Genomic DNA, 17,505 nt, shown 5'->3' on the forward strand with positions numbered 1-17,505 from the left:
GAAGAGACACCGGCGGCCGGTGGACCGCACCTCCCTACCCCGCCTTTTACTCATTGCCGTCGTTCGATGACGGAGAGCCTAGCTTTGGGGAATGGTCGCTCTCGCCCCAAGCACGGAGTCCGCCCTCGTGGTGGTGTCCACCCCGGCATCGCGTGCCGTTCCCTCCACGGCGTCCGTCCACCGTGCCGAAGGACACGGGGAAAAACCGACGAATGCTGACGCAACAATCAGCAGTTCATAACCCCCTCTCGGCAGACCGAACAGTACGACCGCGTGCTGGGACTGACCGGCAAGTTGACTTCCTCCCCACGGCTGAAGCCGGGGGATTCCAACCCTCACGGGTCGGGTTTCCTGCTTCACCGGGCCGCGCCCTCGCCGCTTTCGCGGGTCGGGTCTTACCAGCCCTCCACAGGCGTTTCACCTCTCCGCCAGCCCGGCGGCGAGAATGTTCTTCGCGGCATTGACGTCGCGGTCGTGGACCGCGCCGCAAGCGCACACCCACTCGCGGACACCAAGCGGCATGGACTGAGCAATGCTGCCGCACGCCGAGCACAGCCTCGACGACGGAAACCAGCGGTCCACGACCAGCAGCTCCCGGCCGTACCAGGCGGCCTTGTACTCCAGCATGGACCGCACCTGACGCCAGGAGGCATCAGAGATGGCGCGGGCCAGTCGGCGGTTTTTTACCAGGTTACGCACTGTGAGGTCCTCGATCGCGATCACTTGGTTCTCGCGGACGATCGAGGTGGTGAGCTTGTGCAGGTGGTCACGGCGCCGGTCGCTGATCCGGGCGTGCGCCCGCGCGACCTTCACCTTCGCTTTGGCCCGGTTGTTCGAGCCCTTCTCTTTGCGGGCCAGGGCGCGCTGCGCGCGGGCCAGCCGGTCGCGGTCGGCGCGCTTATGCCGGGGGTTGGTGACCTTCCCCGCCTCGTCGGTGACACCGGCGATCGGCCGCGACAAGGTGAGCAGGGAAGTGATCCCGGCGTCGATGCCGACCATGTCGTCAATCGGGTCCAGGGGACGGATCCTGTCCTCGCACAGGATGGACACGAACCACCGCCCGGCCGCGTCCTTCGACACCGTCACCGTCGACGGCTCGGCCCCCTGCGGCAGCGGGCGCGACCACACGATGTTCAGCGGGCCGTCCATCTTTGCCAAGGTGAGCTGACCGCCCTGGTACTTGAACGCGGAGCGGGTGTACTCGACCGAGGCCCGCGACTTCTTGCGGGACTTGAACGTCGGATACTTGGCCCGCTTGGCGAAGAAGTTCGCAAACGCCGCCTGAAGGTGACGCAGGGCTTGCTGGAGCGGGACCGACGACACCTCGTTCAGGAACGCCAGCTCATCGGTGCGCTTCCACGCCGTCAGCTCCGCCGACGACTGCACATAGGAGACATGGCGCCCTTCGAGGGTGTAAGCGCGACTGCGCTCCGCCAGCGCCTTGTTGTAGACCAGGCGGACACAGCCGAACGTCCGGGCAAGCTCAGCAGCCTGCTCAGGGGTCGGATAGAAACGGAACTTGAAAGCCCGCTTCACCGTCTGCGCCATGCCTCACATCCTGCACGATCCGTTAGGCCTCGCGAGTACGTTCGACTCCATCCGCGCGGCAGTGTGCCGTGTTTCCTCCCCACGCCTAGAGGTGGGGGTCTCCACGCTGGAAGGGTTTAGATGAAAGACGGCACGCTGCCCGACCTGCTGGCCGCCATGGACTCCGAGGGCGTCGACCGGGCGATCATGCACGCCGAGTCCGAGTGCGGCGAGCCCCCGGAGGCGCTGAACGAGGCACTGGTCCAGGTGGTCACCGAACATCCCGGCCGCTTCTCGGGCGGCGGCGCGGGCGGCCAGGCAGGTCGCCGCCGCCTTCCATGGCGAGTGGCTGCGCACGGGCGACCTCGGCCGCCTCGACGAGGACGGCCACCTTTACTTCTGCGGCCGCGCCAAGGACGGGATCCGCCGCCGGGGCGAGAACATCTCCGCCCACGAGGTCGAGCAGGTCGTGGAGGGGCACCCGAGCGTGCTGGAGGCCGCGGCCGTCGGCGTGCCCAGCGAGCTGACCGAGGAGGATCTGAAGGTCTGCGTGGTGCTGCGCCCCGGCGCGAGCCTCACCGCCGAGGAGCTCACCGAGCACTGCGCCCACAACGCCGCTCCGCACATGGTCCCCCGGTACGTGGAGTTCCTCGACCGGCTGCCGAAGACGCCGACGCAGAAGGTGGAGAAGTTCCACCTCAGACAGGCCGGGATCACCCCGGCCACCTGGGACCGGGAGGCCGCACGCGCAGATCCGCCCATTCGCCGATAACCGACAGGGCCACACCTGGACCCTGGTGGCATGTCACCGTTCGAACAGAGCGGAAGAGGGCAGCAGCGCGGGGCACGACCGGATCGCGGTGACGCCAGGCGGCGCCGGTACTGTGATCGGGTCCCGCCCACCGCTGGAGGTATCTGATGAAGATAACCCGGAGACGACCCCTCCTCGCCGACTCCGTCAGGATCACCGACGACGCCGTGGAGATCCTCGACCGCCGCGTCTACCCCTTCGAGCATCGCTGGGTGCGCTGCGCCACCAGCGAGGACGTCGCGGTGGCCATCGAGCGAATGGTCACGCAGAGCACCGGCCCCTCCTTCGCGGCGACCGCCGGGATGACCCTGGCCGCCCGTGAGGCGCGTGCCGAGCCGCCGATCCTGGCGGCGGCCCGGCTGCGCGGGGCGGGCGACCGGCTGATCGCGACCCGGCCCACGAACAACCACATCCGCGACGCCGTCCACGCGATCCTGGCCGCCACCGTGGACGGGCCGCTATCCGAGGCGTCGGGGGAGGAACTGGTGGAGGCCGTGACCCGGGCCGCGACCGAGCACGACGCGGCCTACCAGGCGAGCAGCGCGGCCCTGGGCAGGCACGCGGCGGCGCTGCTGGAGGACGGCGCCCGCGTCCTCACCCACTGCTGGGCCGACGCCTACCTGATCGCGACGGTCGAGGCCGCACAGCAGGCGGGCAAGCGATTGGAGTTCGTCTGCACCGAGACCCGGCCCTACCTGCAGGGAGCGCGGCTGACCGCGCCGACGCTGGTGGAGATGGGCTACCGGCCCACCCTGATCACCGACGGGATGGTCGCCTCGGTGCTGGCCGACGGGCTCGCCGACGTGGCGCTGACCGCGGCGGACCGGGTGACGATGGACGGCCACGTGGTGAACAAGGTCGGCACCCTCGGGGTGGCACTGGCCGCCCGCGCCTTCGACGTCCCGTACTACGTGCTGATCCCGGCGCCCGACCCCCAGGCGCCGGGAATCGACGACGTCGTCATCGAACGGCGGGACGGCGACGAGGTCCTGCACGTGCTGGGGAAGCGCACCGCGGGCGAGGGCGTGACCGGCCACTACCCCGCCTTCGACGCCACCCCTCCGCACCTGGTGACCAGAATCGTGACCGAGCGCGGCGCCTTCAACGCCGAGCGTGTGTCGGAGCACTTCGAGGTGCCGGAGCGTTCCGGGGCGTCCGGGTGTCAGGGGCGATGAGGGCCCCACGTGACCCCGGCCGCCGAGTAGTTCTGCGAGCCTCACGGTTGGTCGGTCAGCGTTCGTCGCGGTCGTAGGCGAACTGCAGGCCCGCGGTACCGCCTGTCTCGATGAAGAGCCTCGTGAAATCACCAACGGTTTCCTTGCGGGACCAGTCGCGTTGCAGTTCACACAACAGTTGCACCCAGGTGATCGGTCGTGCTCCGGCCTGCTCGATTCGACGCAGCGCGACCTCGTGGGAGATCAGCGACGTGCCACCGACGGCGTCCACGACCGGATAGACCTCGTAGCCCTCACGCAGCGCGTCGAGCATGGGAAACGTCAGGCAGGCCTCCGTCCACAGAGCCGCCATCACCAGCTTCCCGCGGCCGGTGGATTTGACCGCGTCGACGAACTCGCGGTCCTCCCAGGCATTGATCGACGTGCGGTCGTACGTGGGTAGGTCACCGAGGACCTGCCGCAGTTGCGGGATCGGTGGTTTGTTGAGCCCGGTCTGGACGTTGACCGTCGAGTGCACGATCGGCAACTCGTAGGCGCGTGCGATCTTCGCCAGCCCGACGATGTTGTCGACAAGCGACTGGCGGTCCATCGAAGCGATCGAGTTCACCTGGACCGGTTGATAGTCGATGATGACAACCGCCGCGTTCTTCGGCGTCAAAAGCTCATCGGTCTCCGGATCTCGGATGCGCTCGCTGGTCATCACGGCAGCTCCCCTCAGTCATGGTGAGTCATGCGGCCAACAGACGGCGCATCGTCGCCAATCGCTCACTCTCGGTGTCGTCAGGCATGGGCTACCCCTTCTGACCTGGAGTAACCGCCCTGAACCGGCCCTGCCACCGGGCTACGCCGACCAGGAGATCAGCGGACGCCACGGCGCGATACACCCCGAGGGATTCACCAGGAGGTCGCGATGTACTTGGTCTCGGTGTACTCCAGCATTCCTTCGTGGCCGCCTTCGCGCCCGAGGCCGCTCGCCTTCACCCCGCCGAACGGGGCAGCCGGGTCGGAGACCACGCCTCGATTGAGCCCCACCATCCCTGTCTCCAGCGCCTCGGCGAGCTGGAGCCCCCGGCGCAGGTCCGCCGTGTACACATAGGAGACCAGCCCGTGTTCGGTGTCATTGGCGAGTTCGACCGCCTCCGCGACGCTGCCGAACCTGACGATGGGCGCCACCGGGCCGAAGATCTCCTCTTTCAGGATCGCGGAGCCGGCGGTGACCCCGTCCAGAACCGTCGGCTCATAGTAGTAGCCCGGCCGATCCGGGATCCGGCCGCCGGTAAGTACCTTGGCTCCGCGCTCGACCGCGTCGCACACGAGATCGTGTACCCTCTCCCGCGCCGAAGCGTTGATCAGCGGCCCCAACCGGGTGTCCTCGTCCAGTCCCGGCCCCACCCGCAAATCGCGCATGGCCTCCGCGAACCTCGCACCGAATTCGTCGGCGACCGACTCGTGGACGTAGAACCGGTTCGCCGCGGTGCAGGCCTCCCCACCGTTACGCATCTTCGCGACCATCGCCCCCTTGACCGCCGCGTCGAGGTTCGCGTCCTCAAGGACGAGGAACGGCGCGTTCCCCCCGAGCTCCATCGAGGTACTGATCACCCGGTCCGCCGCGTCGCGCAGCAGCAACCGCCCGACCTCCGTGGAGCCGGTGAAGGAGAGCTTGCGCACGGCCGACTGGTCCAGCATGGTCTTGACGACCGTCCCGGAGCGGTGCGCGGGGATGACGTTGACCACCCCGGCGGGCACCCCGGCCTCCAGCAGGAGCGCGCCGATCGCCAGGGCGGTGAGCGGGGTGTCGCTGGCGGGTTTCAGCACGACGGAGCAGCCGGCCGCCAGGGCGGGCCCTATCTTCCTGGTGGCCATTGCGGCCGGATAGTTCCACGGCGTGACGAGCACGGCCACCCCGATGGGAGCGCGCTCCACCAGAATGCGGTAGTCGCCGGATGGGGCGGTCTGCACGGTTCCCGCGAGCCGTACGGCCTCCTCTGAGTACCAGCGGAAGAACTCCGCCGCGTAGCTCACCTCCGCGCGGGCGTCCGAGAGCGCCTTGCCGTTCTCCAGGGTGATGAGGGTCGCGAACTCCTCGGCGCGTGCCGTCATCAACTCGAAGGCACGGCGCAGGATGACCGACCTCTCCCTCGATGGCGTCTTCGCCCATCGCGGCAGAGCACGCGAGGCCGCGTCCACGGCGGCGACCGCGTCGTCCTGCGAGGCCGAGGCGACCTCGGCGAGGCGTTCGCCGGTGGCGGGGTCGACGACGTCGAGGCGGTGCGCGTCGGACGAGGGGCGCCACTCACCGTCGATGAGCAGCTCGGTGGGGCACCGTTCCAGCGCGTTCAGTGTGCTCATCGTTCCACGTCCATTCCGGTGGCGCCCGCTGGTGAGGCGGGCGGCGAGTACGGATCGGTTGTTGTCATATGTCCTCCTTGGGGCTCCGGGCGACCGCGGTCGTTCGCCCGAAGCCCCGGCCCGGGTGGGTTGCGGCACCGCGCCTCCACGGGGTTGTCACGAATTGGCGAGGACCCGCCGTCGGCACCGGAACATGCGGTGACCAGGACTCCCGCGAGACATCGCGGCGATACCCCCGAGAGGCTTGCGGGTCATCTCTGGTCCTTCCGCTTCGACGCCGACCTCCGGCGTCGCCTATCGGGCTTCTTGCGGGCGCAGGCCGGCCGCGCGTGCTTCGACCTCGTACAGGGCCGCGTAGTCCGACTCCGCGAACCCGTGGCCGATGGCCGTCTGGATGAGCTGGTGGACGATGGCGCCGACCGGCATCGGAACCTCCAGAGCGCGGGAAGCGCCAAGGCCGAGGTCGAAGTCCTTGCGCAGCATCTTGTTGTTGAAGGTCGGGGTGTAGTCGCGCTCGACGATCGCCCTGCCCTTGTGCTTGATGAAGACCGAGCCGAGCACGGAGCCGTTGATGAAGTCGACGAACGCCGCCGGGGGCACGCCACCCTTCTCGGCAAGCGCGGTGACCTCCACCAGCGACTGGGTGATCATGCCGAGCATGAGGTTGTGGCAGATCTTCACCAGCCTGCTCTGCTCGTCCGGACCGGCGTGGACGGCCGTGGGGGCGATGAGCTTCAGGTAGGGCAGCACGCGCTCGAAGGTCTCCTCGGGACCGGAGGTCACGATGGCACCGCCGCCCTCGGCGACCATGTGCGGGTTGCCGCTGATCGGGGAGGCCAGGAACTGCACACCCCGCTCCGCGGCGGCCTGCCGTACCTCCGCCGACGCCTCGGCGGACACGGTGGAGCAGTCGACGATGACGGCCGGCAGCCGCTCGCCGTCGAGCAGCCCGCCCTCGCCGAGAGTCACGTCGAGGAGGTCGGCCGATGCCGACACCATGACGAACACGATGTCCGCGTCTCGCAAATCGCCCTTCACGTCGACGGCCTTGGCCCCCTTGGCGACCAAGGGCTCGGTCTTGGCCCGGGTACGGTTCCAGACGGTCACGTCGGCGCCCCCGGCGAGGAGGCGTTCGACCATCACGGCGCCCATGCGCCCGGTGCCGAGCCAGCCGAGCCTGTCAGAGAAATTGCTGTTCATCGTTCGTTCCTTACGTTCGGTCATCTGCGTTGTGTGGAAAGCGCCCGGGTCATCGGGACAGTGCTGTGGAGACCGTGTCGACGATCCGGTCCACCGAGGGGATCGCGAGATCCTCCAGAGAATCGGCGGAGGGCAGCGGAATGTGCGGGGTGGTGATCCGTACCGGTGCGCCGGTCAGCGACGCCCAGCATTCTTCGGTGGCGATGGAGACGATCTCAGCGCCCCAGCCGCACAGCCGCGGGTTCTCCTCCACCGTGAACAGGCGCCCGGTCTTGGCGACCTCCGCCAGGATGGTCGTGGTGTCCAGTGGGACCAGACTACGCACGTCGACGACCGCGCACTCGATGCCCTGTTCGCTGGAGAGGCGCTCCGCGGCGGCCAGCGCCCTGGGGACCATCGCGGCAAGCGCCACGACGGTGGCATCGCCGCCCTCGCGCCGGACGACGGCCCGGCCGAGCCGGTCCACGATCTCCCCATCAGGAACCTCCTCCTTGGAGGCGTACAGGGCCTTGTGGTTGAAGAAGATCACTGGATCGTCGTCACGGACCGCCGCTGCCATCAGGCCCACGACGTCGGCGGCCGTGGCGGGGGCGACGACCTTCAGGCCCGGGATGGCCATGGCCCAGTTCTCGATCGACTGCGAATGCTGGGCGCCGAACCTCAGCCCGGCCCCGTTGCCGCATTGGATCACCAGGGGAAAGGACACCTGCCCGTCGGACATGTACCTGCTCTTGGCGATCTCGTTGGCGACGAGGTCCCAGCAGACCGCGAAGAAATCGCTGTACATGATCTCGGCGATCGGCCGCAGACCGGTCATGGCCGCGCCCATGGCCGCGCCGAGGATGGCCTGCTCGCTGATCGGGGTGTCGCGGACGCGGTCCGGGCCGAACTCCTCCAGCAGGCCGACGGTCGTCTTGAAAACGCCGCCGGCGGCGGCGACGTCCTCGCCGAAGAACACCACGTTGGGGTCTCGGCGCATCTCCTGGGCGATGCCGCGGGCGACAGCGCTCCGGTAGGTCAGCAAAGTCACGGTGTGTGTCCCACTTTCATGTTGCGGCCGGACGTACGGCCCGGCCGTGAGGATGGCCTGCCGCCCGCCCGGTGTTCAGTTACGCCAGGTCGCTCCACCATCACTCCAGACATTGGTGTGGAGACGTTCCGGCCTGGGCCATGCCCCCGCCTTGGCCTGCTCGGTCGCCTCGTCGACCTGCGTGATGATCTCTGCGTCGATCGCGTCCAGCACCGCCTCCCGGACACCGCTCGCGACGAGCCTCGAACGATAGGCGGGGAGCGGGTCTCTGGTCAGCCAGTCACGTACCTCTTCCGGATCGCGGTACTTGGCCGGATCCGCCCTGGAGTGCCCGCCGTGCCGGTAGGTGACCGCCTCGATGAGGGACGGCCCGCCACCGGCTCGCGCCTGGTCGACGGCCCGCTTCGCGGTGAGGTAGACCTCGTCGGGGTCGTTGCCGTCGATGAGGATCGAGGGCAGGTTGTAGGCGCTCGCGCGGTCGGCCGCCGGGTGGGCGACCGCGGTGACACCGTCGATTCTCGTGTACTCCATGTAGAGGTTGTTCTCGCAGACGAAGACGACCGGGAGTTTCCAGATGACGGCGAAGTTGAGGGCTTCATGGAAGGCCCCGATGTTGGTGGCGCCGTCACCGAAGAAGCACACGGTGACCTGCCCGCTCCCCCGGTACTGGGCGGACCATGCCGCGCCGTTGGCGATGACCAGCTGGGCACCGATGATCGCGTAGGAGCCGAGGATCCCGCGTTCGACGTCGATCAGGTGCATCGACCCGCCCTTGCCGTGCATGAGGCCGTTGTCCCGGCCGAGTAGCTCGGCCATGAGCGGAGGCAGGGGCGTTCCCCGCGCGATGAGGTGGTTGTGGCCGCGGTAGGTGATGAAGGAGTAGTCGTCCTTCCGCATGGCGGCGGCCACACCCGCCGCTACGGCCTCCTGCCCGATCCCGAGGTGGGTGGTGCCCTTCACCAGGTTCTGCAGGAAGAGGTCGTAGGCCCGCTTCTCGAACTTGCGGGCGGTGCTCATCGTCCGGTACATGGCCAGCGCGATCTCCGTCGAGATCGCCTCGTCGTCGTCCGTACCCGCGGGTGTGTGCGTGGCGTCGGTGAACATGGTTGCGTCTGCTCCGATCAGTACTCGTTGGCGATGAAGAGCTCTTCAGCTGGGAACTTCGTCAGCACCTCGACACCGTTGGCGGTGACCACGACCTCCTCCTCGATCCGGGCGGCGGACACCCCGTCTGTGGCCGGGCAGTAGGTCTCCAGGGCGAAGACCATGCCCTCCTGGATCTGCATGGGGCTCTCCAGCGAGGTGAGGCGACTGATGATCGGCCGCTCGTGCAGCGCGAGCCCGAGGCCGTGCCCGAACAGCAGTCCGAAGGCGGTCTTCTCGTCCTCCATGCCGATCTCGGCGGCGGTCGGCCACAGCCGGGCGACGTCGGCGGTGGAGACGCCCGGCTTGATCGCATCGATCGCGACGTCCATCCATTCGCGCGCCCGGACATAGGCGTCCCGCTGCGCGGAGGTCGCCCGGCCCACGTTGAACGTGCGGTAGTAGCAGGTCCGGTAGCCGTTGTAGGAGTGCATGATGTCGAAGAACGCCTGGTCGCCGGGGCGGATCATACGGTCGGAGAAGTTGTGCGGATGAGGGTTGCAGCGCTCTCCGGAGACCGCGTTGATCGACTCGACGTCGTCGGAGCCCATCTCGTACAGACGCTTGTTGGCCAGGGCGACGATCTCGTTCTCACGGATGCCCGGCTTCAGCGCCTCGACGATGTCCTGGTAGACGCCGTCGACCATGGCGGCGGCCATCGACAGCAGGGTGATCTCGTCCCGGTTCTTGATCTGGCGAGCGTCGAGCATCACCTGCTGGCCGTCGCGCACCTCGACGCCCTGCCGACCCAGCTCGGTCAGCATCGGCATGTCGACGATGTCCACGCCGATCGGCATCCCGCCCACTCCCGCGTCTGCGAGACGGCCCTTGATCTCCCGCACCGCGTTCGCCATCAGATCGGCCGCCGGGGGCACGGCGCCGCGCATGGTGGTCCACGACGACAGGCAGTTCTCCGGCTTCATCCACGGCGCATACATCCGGTTGTGCACCGCGGCCGATCCGAAGTCCCACAGAATGAGCTCGCCGGTACGGGTGTAAACGGCGTAACGGGACAGCTTCTCCCTGGTCCACTCGCCGATCGCGATGCCGGTCAGGTAGCGGATGTTGTTGTTGTCGAACACCAGCACCGCGCCGAGCTCGGACGCCTCCAGCGCCTGCTGGATACGTTCGATCCGGTAGCGCCGGAGCCGGTCGAAGTTGACGCGCTCCTCGAAGTCGACGAGCGCGTGACCGGGAGCCGGAGCCACGGGCATGCTTGGAACGGTCATATGTATCTCCTGAGGGATTGGCGAAGACGCACGGCTCGTGCCGGTCTTCCGGCACGGACCGTACTTCTGTCGATCGGGTGATCAGCCGCGTACGAGGGCGGCGTGGTGGCAGGCCACCAGGCGGTCCGGTGACTCGAAGGCCTCCGGACGCGGTGCCGTCGTCCTGCACACGTCATCGGCCCAGGCACAGCGTGTGTGGAAGGGACAGCCAGGTGGGGGGTCGAGCGGGCTGGGGGGTTCGGATCCGGGCCCCAGTTCCCTGCGCCGGGCCGTTCTTTCTGCCTGGCGGTCAGGGTCGGCGACGAGGGTCGAGGCCAGCAGCGTCTGTGTGTAGGGGTGCGCCGGGGTGTCGTAGACCTGCTTCGCCGGTCCCAGCTCGGCGAGGCGCCCGAGGTAGAGCACACCGATGGTGTCGCTGACGTGGCGCACGACGTCGAGGTCGTGGGCGATGAACAGGTAGCTGACGCCCAGATCCCGCTGGAGATCCATGAGCAGGTTGATCACCTGGCTCTGGGTGCTGACGTCGAGAGCGCTGACCGGCTCGTCGCAGACGATGAGCCGGGGCTTGGTCGCCAGCGCTCGCGCGATGGCCACGCGCTGGCGCTGCCCACCCGAGAGCTCGTGCGGGTAGCGGTGTGCGTGGTAGGCGGGCAGTCCGACGCTGTCGAGCACGGAGACGACCTCGCGGTCGCGTTCCCGGCTCGATAGACGTCGGTGACGTCGCATGACCTGCCCGATGGTCACGCCGATCGTCTGGCGGGGGTTGAGCGACGACATCGGGTCCTGGAAGACCACCTGCACGTCGCGGTTGAAGGAGAGCGGGGGTCTGCGGCCGAAGGCGGCGACGTCGTTTCCGTCGAACACGACGCGCCCCCCGGAGATCGGAGCCAGCCGCAGGATGGCCCGGCCGATTGAGCTCTTGCCGGATCCGGACTCCCCGACGAGCCCCAGGGTCTCCCCGCTCCCGATGGCGAAGCTGACGTCGCGTACGGCGGTGAGGGTGGTGGAGCGTCCGACGATGCTCCGGCCGAGCGGATATCTGACGGTGAGGTGCTGAACGGACAGCAAGGGTTCGCCACTCATCGAGCACCTGCCAGCTTCAGCTCGGCGGTCCTGCGGCACCGTACTCCGTCGTCGAGCAGTACGGCGTCGGTCGCGCACGTTTCGACCGCGTACGCGCAACGCGGGTGGAACCGGCAGCCCTGCGGCCACGCCCAGGCGGGTGGCACCCGTCCCGGAATGGTGGCGAGCGTCGTGCCGTGGCCGTCACCGTGCGGCATGGCCGCGAGCAGCGCCTCGGTGTAGGGGTGGCGGGGCTGTGTGAACGTCCCTCTCACGGTGCCCACCTCGACGACCTGCCCGGCGTACATGACGCCGACCCGGTCGCACAGGTCCGCCACCACTCCGAGGTCGTGGGTGATGAGCAGGACGGACATCGACAGGCGTTCACGGAGCTCGGCCAGCAGATCCAGCACCTGCGCCTGGAGCGTGACGTCGAGCGCCGTGGTCGGTTCGTCGGCGATGAGCAGCTCGGGGTCACAGGCCAGCGCACCGGCGATGACGACGCGCTGGGCCATGCCTCCCGAGAACTGGTACGGATAGTCCAGCAGCCGCTTGCGCGGTGCGGGAACGCCGACCAGTGCGAGCAGTTCCGCCGCCCGTTCCTCCGCCTGGGCATGGGACATGTCACTGTGCGCCCGGATCGAGTCCGCGAGCTGGCGCCCCACGGTGTGCACCGGGGACAACGCCGAGATCGGATCCTGGAACACCATGCCGATCCGGCGCCCGCGGGTCCGGCGGAGTTCGTCGCCATCGAGCCCGGTGAGCTCGGTTCCGCCGAGCCTGACCGACCCCGAGGAGACGGCGACGCCCTTGGGCAGCAGCCCGAGGATGGCGGAAGCGGTGATGGATTTGCCGCACCCCGACTCTCCGACGAGGCCGAAGGTCTCTCCGCGTCCGATGTGGAACGACACCTCTGACACCAGCTCGGCGCCCGCGCCGCCGGTGACGGTCAGCCCCTGGACGGCGAGCAGCGCGTCGGCGGGCGGAGCGTCGGCTGCGGTCCTGGCCTCGGCCGGCCGCTCCTTCACCGACAGCGGCCGCGCCTTCTTGACGGGGGTGGCGGAGCCGCGCGGGGAGCCGACGTCGCGCAGGCCGTCGCCCAGCAGGTTGAACACGAGCACGCTGAGGGTGATGGCCACCCCGGGCAGGATCGCCAGCAGTGGCTGCTCGCTGACGTGCTGTCGCGCGGCGTCGAGCATCGACCCCCAGCTCACCTGGGTGGAGTCGACACCGATGCCCAGGAAGCTCAGGGTCGCCTCGATGAGCAGGGCCGTACCGAGGGCGATCGAGGCCTGCACGATGAGCGGCGGGGCGATGTTGGGCAGCACCTGCCTGAACATGATCGCCGACGGTCGCAGGCCCACCACCTTGGCCGCGTCCACGTAGAGCCGTTCGCGTTCGGCGAGGACGACCGCCCTGGAGATCCTCATGAAACTCTCCGCGAAGACGATGCCCACGGCGAGCATCGCCTTGCCCAGGCCGTTGCCGATGACGGCCACTAGAGCCAGGGCCATGAGCAGCGCGGGTATCGACTGCATGACGTCCGCGATCCGCATGCCCACCCGGTCCCACCAGCCTCCGCGGTATCCCACGAAGATGCCGAGGCCCACCCCCAGAACGAGACCGATCGCCACGCTCTGCGCTGAGGCGATCAGCGCCGTCCGGGTGCCGTATACAAGACGCGACAAGGTGTCCCGGCCGAGGTCATCGGTGCCCAGCAGATGGACGCCGCTGGGACCTGCCAGCCTGTGCTGGACATCGGGTTGGAGGGGGTCGTACGGCGCCACCAGCGGAGCCGCCACGGCGAGGACGAGCTGGAGCGCCAGAATGGCCAGGCAGACGAGCGTGACCGGCTGCCGAAGGGCCCGGCGCAACATTCCGGACGTGCGCGGGACGTCCGGGGCGTCGCCGGAGGTCGCGCCGGCGGCGGCGAGGGCGACGGGTTCTGTGGTCACTGTGGCCTCACCTTCGGGTTGATCAGGCCGTACGCGATGTCGGCGGCGAGGTTGACCAGCAGGACGATGACCGCGACCACCACGATCGTGCCCTGCAGCACCGGGTAGTCGGCCCGTACGACGCTGTCCATGAGCAGCGTCCCCAGGCCGGGGACGGCGAAGATGCGCTCGATGACGAAGCTGACCGCGACGAGCACCGACATCTGGATGGCGACGACGGCGAGCACCGGCACCATCGCGTTCTTCGTCGCGTAGCGCAGGACGATGGTCCTCCGGCGGATCCCTCTGGCCAGCAGGGTCTGCACGTAGGGCGAGTCCAGGGCCTCGATCATCGCGCTGCGCACCTGGCGGGCGATGACCGCGGCTGTGTGCACGCCCAGCGCGAACGTCGGAAGCACCAGGCCCATGAGCCAGGCCACCGGATCCTCGGTGAGCGGTGTGTATCCGATGACCGGGAACCACCCCAGGTTCACCGCGAAGACAAGGGCCAGCAGCAGCGCCAGCCAGAAGCTCGGGACGGCCAGGGCCACCGAGACCAGCACCGTCAGGAGACGGTCGGCCGGGCTGCCCGGGCGCAGCGCGCCCAGGACACCGAGGGGAATGCCGATGACGAGCGCGATGGCCATGCCCCCCACGGCGAGGGAGAGCGTGATGCCGATGCCGTCGGCGATCGACTGTGACACCGGAAGGCTGGTGTAGAGCGATGCGCCGAGGTCGCCGCCCAGTGCCGACAGCAGCCAGGAGACATACTGCTCCGCGACCGGCCTGCCCAGGCCGAGCTGCTCGGCGAGCATCCGCTTGTCCTCGATCGAGGCCCCCTCACCAAGGATCTGCGCGACCGGGTCGATCGGCGCCGCGTGGACGAGGAGGAACACGAACAACGAGACCAGCAGCAGCGTGGGCAGGGCCGACAGCAGCCGTCCGGCGACGAACTTGATCACGCGACCGGTTCTTTCCTGAGGTGTGGCGGCATGGCGCGGTGGCTCTCGCCGAGCACCCGCTTCCTGACTCGCTGCACGGCCGCGCCCGCGTCACCCGCGTCCAGGTCGGTGAGTTTTCCGCCCTGCTTGCGCACGACGCCACCGATCACGACACTGTCCACGTCGGCCGGGGAGGTCCGCAGCACGACGTGGTCGGCCGGGTCCCCGAGGCCCATGCCGTAGGGGCCGGGGTCCACCACGATCAGGTCGGCCAGGTAGCCGGGGGCCAGCCTGCCCAGGTGATCGCCAAGGCCGATGGCACGGGCGGCGTTGACCGTGGCGAACTCCAGCATGTGCCGGGGGTCGACCAAGGGCACGCCGGGCCGCCTGGTCTGCGGCCGGCCCGCCTCGCGCTCCTCAGCGGCCTGGATCCAGCGCATCAGCGCGAAGGTGAGCCGCATCTGGGCGAACAGGTCGACGTTGCTCCGCGCCGCCGTGTCCACACCGAGACTCGGGGTGACCCCGGCGCGCAGGGCACGGCCGATTACGGTCATGGAGCGCCCACCGCCGAACTCGCCCTCCGGGGTGAAGGAGATGCCCCCTCCGCAGTCGGCGAGCATTTCCAGCTCGTCGTCGGCGGCGACGTTGGCGTGCGCGGGAAGGATGTCGCCGCCCAGCAGGCCGAGGCCGTGCAGCTCGCGGATCTGGCCGCCGACGTTCTGGTGGAAGGTCATCGGCAGGCCCAGCTCGCGGGCCATCGAGACCTCGGCCTCGACCTGCTCGACCGAGCGGTACTCCATGGACGACACGGCCATGCCGATCCGGATGAGCGAGGCGGGGTCGGTGCCCACCTCGCCTCGCAGGTCGCGGACCTTGTCCAGGCGCCACTGGTGGTCGACGCCGAGCTGGTCGAAGCTGCCCAGCATGCCGAAGCCGAACAGGGCGCGCTGGCCGTTGTCACGGTGGGCGCGGAGCGACGCGTCCGCGGCCTCGGGCGACATGATGTTGTGGCAGAAGTCGAGCACGCCGGTCACGCCGCCGTCGATCATCTCGACGCCCGCCGCGAACGTGGCGTCGTACATGTCGGCGGGGGTGAAGCTCTCCCGCAGCGAGAACACGTTGTCCTGGTAGTCCTCGGAGGTCCACCCGCTCGCGTAGAGCCCCTTGAGCGGCGTCTGCCACGAGTGCATGTGCGTGTCGATGAGACCGGGCAGCACGATCATGCCTCGGGCGTCGATCTCCTCGGCGCCCTCCGCGGACAGGCCGGAGCCTACCGCCGTGACGTGCTCGTCCTCGATGAGGACGTCACCCAGGACGTCTCCCAGCACGGGGTCCATGGTGAGGACGATTCCGCCCTTGACGAGCAGGCGACGTTCAGACACGAGACACTCCCAGGGGTCGGGTCACGGTGGTGACGGGCAGGTTGTCGAACGGCTCGGCGCGGTACACGACCTGGCCGCCGACGATGGTCAGAAGGGACTCAAGGAGCGGGATCCGCTCCACCTCGACTGCGAAGTAGTCCTCGCTGAGGACCGCGAGGTCGGCCAGGTAACCGGGCTGGAGGCGACCGCGCTCGGCCTCCTCGAAGCTGAACCAGGCACCGGAGGCGGTGTAGCCGCGCAGTGCTTCCTCGCGGGAGAGCAGGTTGTGCGGGGCCAGTGTCCGGTTGCCGTGGACGGTGAGACCGGTGAGGAACCACGCGAGCGTGGTGAAGGGGTTGTAGGACGCGACGCGCATGGCGTCAGAACCGAGGCCCACCGGAAGGCTCATCTCCAGCATCTTCCGGAACGGCGGCGCCTCGGCGACGACCTCCGCTCCCCAGATCTTCAGCGCGTCCTCGCCCTGGAAGCGGAAGAGGCCCTGGGCGAGCACGCCGCCACCGAGCGCCTTCAGCCGCTCAAGGTCGACGGGCTTGAGCGGCTCGGCGTGCACGAGAGACCAGCGCAGGCCGCTGATGTCGTACTCGGCGTGCACCTTCTCCCAGGCGGACAGGATCGCGTCGATGGTCTCGTGCTGGTGGGCGTGGGCGTGGATCGTCCAGCGGCTCCTGGCCAGGTCGCGGAAGATCTGAAGGAAATCGTGCCGGGCGCCCTCGCCGACGTCGGCGGGCTGGCTGATCTTGTCGAGTGAGCGGTACAGGATGAGCTCACCCGCGCCGAGGACGCTGAGTATCCCGTCGCCCAGGTCCAGCGGGGTGAACCGCTGGTAGCCCGCGAACTCCTCGAACTCGGTGCCGGCTTCGGAGGGATGCACGGTCAGGCGGGTACGTACCGTCAGCAGGCCACGCCGCCACGTCTCGTAGATCGCCCGGTAGGTGTCGGGGCCGCTGTTCATGCCGCCGCCGTCGATGGCTCCGGTGATGCCGAGCCTGTTCAGCTCGCGGGCCATCGCCGCGGTGGAGGCGATCTGCTCCTCGAAGGTGGGGGTGGGCATCCTCCGGTAGAACCACTTCATCATCTGCGTGCCGGTGACCTTGCCGGTCAGCTCGCCGTCCGCGTCGGTCTCGAAGTGCTCGGCGCCGAGTTCGCGGACGAGCTCGTCGTCGAGGTCGATCGCCCTCAACGCCGCGGTGTTCAGGACCGCCCAGTCGTAGAGGAACTGCACGTAGACCGGGTGGTCGGGGGCCACGGCGTCGAGCTCTTCACGGGTCGGGCCGCGTCCCTCGGAGAACTGTCCGGGGTGCCAGCCGCCGATGGTCCTGATCCAGGTGCCGGGGGGCAGCGCGGCGGCCCGCCGCCGGATGGCGTCGAGAGCCGAGTCGAGGGTCTGCTCGTTCTCCCAGCGCACCTCGTCGTTCCAGGTGCGTCCGGCTCGCATGATGTGGACGTGCGAGTCGATGAGGCCGGGGATGACCCGCCTGCCCTGGACGTCGACCACGGATGTGGCCGGTCCGGCCAGACTCCTGATCTCGTCCGTGGTTCCGACGGCCGAGATGCGGTCGCCGACGACGGCGACGGCCTCCACCTCGGCGGGGTCGTCACCGGCCGCCATCGTGGTGATCCGGCCGTTGACGACTATCAGGTCGGGCGTATGGTGCGCAGGCGAGGGCAGAACCATGGTGTCTCCGTCTTGGTTGTGATGACGAGTGGGATGACCGCTTGTGG

Annotated in this window: 14 protein-coding genes and 1 pseudogene; 2 read left to right on the forward strand and 13 right to left on the reverse strand. The window is 68.8% G+C overall.

What is annotated here, in order from left to right:
- Positions 1 to 342: 342 nt before the first annotated feature.
- Positions 343 to 1,548: pseudogene (locus OG884_RS36435) on the reverse strand (RNA-guided endonuclease InsQ/TnpB family protein); the annotation flags it as partial.
- A 250-nt stretch (positions 1,549 to 1,798) separates the two neighbouring features.
- On the reverse strand, positions 1,799 to 2,008 hold the full coding sequence (locus OG884_RS36440; RefSeq protein WP_326640518.1) for a hypothetical protein: 210 nt from the start codon (positions 2,006 to 2,008) through the stop codon (positions 1,799 to 1,801).
- On the opposite strand from OG884_RS36440, the gene OG884_RS36445 reads away from it, so the two are divergent.
- Together OG884_RS36445 and OG884_RS36450 are read left to right on the forward strand one after the other, a co-directional pair.
- Positions 1,997 to 2,299 (forward strand): AMP-binding enzyme, encoded by a 303-nt coding sequence (locus tag OG884_RS36445; RefSeq protein WP_326640520.1) that lies wholly within the window; start codon positions 1,997 to 1,999, stop codon positions 2,297 to 2,299. The genes OG884_RS36440 and OG884_RS36445 overlap by 12 nt on opposite strands.
- A gap of 146 nt (positions 2,300 to 2,445) precedes the next feature.
- Positions 2,446 to 3,513, forward strand: coding sequence for a hypothetical protein (locus OG884_RS36450; protein WP_326640521.1), 1,068 nt, complete (start codon positions 2,446 to 2,448; stop codon positions 3,511 to 3,513).
- Positions 3,514 to 3,568: 55 nt separating this feature from the next.
- Here OG884_RS36450 and OG884_RS36455 read toward each other — a convergent pair whose 3' ends face one another.
- The 11 genes from OG884_RS36455 to OG884_RS36505 form a co-directional block, all read right to left on the reverse strand.
- On the reverse strand, positions 3,569 to 4,213 hold the full coding sequence (locus tag OG884_RS36455) for a hydrolase (protein ID WP_326640523.1): 645 nt from the start codon (positions 4,211 to 4,213) through the stop codon (positions 3,569 to 3,571).
- 194 nt (positions 4,214 to 4,407) lie between these two features.
- The gene (locus OG884_RS36460; protein ID WP_326640525.1) at positions 4,408 to 5,862 is read right to left on the reverse strand and encodes an NAD-dependent succinate-semialdehyde dehydrogenase; all 1,455 of its coding nucleotides are present in this window, start codon (positions 5,860 to 5,862) and stop codon (positions 4,408 to 4,410) included.
- Positions 5,863 to 6,156: 294 nt separating this feature from the next.
- On the reverse strand, positions 6,157 to 7,086 hold the full coding sequence (locus OG884_RS36465; protein WP_326640526.1) for an NAD(P)-dependent oxidoreductase: 930 nt from the start codon (positions 7,084 to 7,086) through the stop codon (positions 6,157 to 6,159).
- A gap of 25 nt (positions 7,087 to 7,111) precedes the next feature.
- Complete coding sequence (locus OG884_RS36470) at positions 7,112 to 8,092, reverse strand: alpha-ketoacid dehydrogenase subunit beta (protein ID WP_326640528.1); 981 nt, start codon at positions 8,090 to 8,092, stop codon at positions 7,112 to 7,114.
- A gap of 75 nt (positions 8,093 to 8,167) precedes the next feature.
- Positions 8,168 to 9,196: a thiamine pyrophosphate-dependent dehydrogenase E1 component subunit alpha gene (locus OG884_RS36475; protein WP_326640530.1), complete on the reverse strand. Its 1,029-nt coding sequence runs from the start codon at positions 9,194 to 9,196 to the stop codon at positions 8,168 to 8,170.
- 17 nt (positions 9,197 to 9,213) lie between these two features.
- Positions 9,214 to 10,464, reverse strand: coding sequence for a M24 family metallopeptidase (locus OG884_RS36480; RefSeq protein ID WP_326640531.1), 1,251 nt, complete (start codon positions 10,462 to 10,464; stop codon positions 9,214 to 9,216).
- Between the two features lie 81 nt (positions 10,465 to 10,545).
- Positions 10,546 to 11,547 (reverse strand): ABC transporter ATP-binding protein, encoded by a 1,002-nt coding sequence (locus OG884_RS36485; protein WP_326640533.1) that lies wholly within the window; start codon positions 11,545 to 11,547, stop codon positions 10,546 to 10,548.
- Complete coding sequence (locus OG884_RS36490; RefSeq protein ID WP_326640535.1) at positions 11,544 to 13,481, reverse strand: dipeptide/oligopeptide/nickel ABC transporter permease/ATP-binding protein; 1,938 nt, start codon at positions 13,479 to 13,481, stop codon at positions 11,544 to 11,546. Before OG884_RS36490 ends, OG884_RS36485 begins: the two co-directional genes overlap by 4 nt.
- Positions 13,478 to 14,422, reverse strand: coding sequence for an ABC transporter permease (locus OG884_RS36495; RefSeq protein WP_326640537.1), 945 nt, complete (start codon positions 14,420 to 14,422; stop codon positions 13,478 to 13,480). Before OG884_RS36495 ends, OG884_RS36490 begins: the two co-directional genes overlap by 4 nt.
- Positions 14,419 to 15,783 (reverse strand): amidohydrolase family protein, encoded by a 1,365-nt coding sequence (locus OG884_RS36500; protein ID WP_326640539.1) that lies wholly within the window; start codon positions 15,781 to 15,783, stop codon positions 14,419 to 14,421. The genes OG884_RS36495 and OG884_RS36500 overlap by 4 nt, the downstream gene beginning before the upstream one ends.
- On the reverse strand, positions 15,776 to 17,458 hold the full coding sequence (locus tag OG884_RS36505; RefSeq protein ID WP_326640541.1) for an amidohydrolase: 1,683 nt from the start codon (positions 17,456 to 17,458) through the stop codon (positions 15,776 to 15,778). Before OG884_RS36505 ends, OG884_RS36500 begins: the two co-directional genes overlap by 8 nt.
- Positions 17,459 to 17,505: the final 47 nt, after the last annotated feature.

This window comes from Streptosporangium sp. NBC_01755 (assembly GCF_035917995.1).
Classification (GTDB): domain Bacteria; phylum Actinomycetota; class Actinomycetes; order Streptosporangiales; family Streptosporangiaceae; genus Streptosporangium.

What these genes read in the sequence shown, in the direction of transcription:
- OG884_RS36485 (WP_326640533.1), bottom strand. Translation starts at nt 11,547, where the DNA reads ATGAGTGGCGAACCCTTGCTGTCCGTTCAGCACCTCACCGTCAGATAT.
- OG884_RS36465 (WP_326640526.1), bottom strand. Translation starts at nt 7,086, where the DNA reads ATGACCGAACGTAAGGAACGAACGATGAACAGCAATTTCTCTGACAGG.
- OG884_RS36480 (WP_326640531.1), bottom strand. Translation starts at nt 10,464, where the DNA reads ATGACCGTTCCAAGCATGCCCGTGGCTCCGGCTCCCGGTCACGCGCTC.
- OG884_RS36475 (WP_326640530.1), bottom strand. Translation starts at nt 9,196, where the DNA reads ATGTTCACCGACGCCACGCACACACCCGCGGGTACGGACGACGACGAG.
- OG884_RS36505 (WP_326640541.1), bottom strand. Translation starts at nt 17,458, where the DNA reads ATGGTTCTGCCCTCGCCTGCGCACCATACGCCCGACCTGATAGTCGTC.
- OG884_RS36460 (WP_326640525.1), bottom strand. Translation starts at nt 5,862, where the DNA reads ATGAGCACACTGAACGCGCTGGAACGGTGCCCCACCGAGCTGCTCATC.
- OG884_RS36450 (WP_326640521.1), top strand. Translation starts at nt 2,446, where the DNA reads ATGAAGATAACCCGGAGACGACCCCTCCTCGCCGACTCCGTCAGGATC.
- OG884_RS36455 (WP_326640523.1), bottom strand. Translation starts at nt 4,213, where the DNA reads ATGACCAGCGAGCGCATCCGAGATCCGGAGACCGATGAGCTTTTGACG.